The 651-nt window shown below is 53.9% G+C and carries 1 rRNA gene (only partly in view); it reads right to left on the bottom strand.

Going from position 1 to position 651, the window contains the following annotated elements:
- Positions 1 to 35 precede the first annotated feature (35 nt).
- A 23S ribosomal RNA gene (locus DW826_RS17700) occupies positions 36 to 651 on the bottom strand; it runs 2,307 nt beyond the window's last position.

The following is a 651-nucleotide window of genomic DNA, read 5'->3' as shown; positions in this document are numbered from 1 at the left end:
CCATCTTTACCGTTTCATCAACCAACCAGACCTTCCTGGATAAGCCCTCGACCGATTAGTAACAGTCAGCTCCGTACATTACTGCACTTCCACCTCTGCCCTATCTACCTCGTCGTCTTCAAGGGGTCTTACTTCTTTCGAATGGGATATCTCATCTTGAGGGGGGCTTCACGCTTAGATGCCTTCAGCGTTTATCCCTGCCAGACTTGGCTACCCGGCCATGAGCTTAGCAGCTCAACCGGTACACCAGCGGTCCGTCCATCCCGGTCCTCTCGTACTAAGGACAGCTCCTCTCAAATATCCTCCGCCTGCGCCGGATAGGGACCGAACTGTCTCACGACGTTCTGAACCCAGCTCGCGTACCGCTTTAATGGGCGAACAGCCCAACCCTTGGGACCTACTTCAGCCCCAGGATGCGATGAGCCGACATCGAGGTGCCAAACCACTCCGTCGATGTGAACTCTTGGGAGTGATAAGCCTGTTATCCCCAGGGTAGCTTTTATCCGTTGAGCGATGGCAATCCCACTTTCATACCACCGGATCACTAAGTCCTAGTTTCCTACCTGCTCGACCCGTCGGTCTCGCAGTCAAGCTCCCTTCTGCCTTTGCACTCTTCGAATGGTTTCCAACCATTCTGAGGGAACCTTTGAG

The sequence above is a fragment of the Clostridium sp. AM34-11AC genome (genome assembly GCF_003435375.1).
GTDB lineage: Bacteria > Bacillota > Clostridia > Lachnospirales > Lachnospiraceae > Pilosibacter > Pilosibacter fragilis.
Note: the sequence above shows the minus strand (reverse complement) of the source record. Positions and strands in the feature narration are given on the sequence as shown.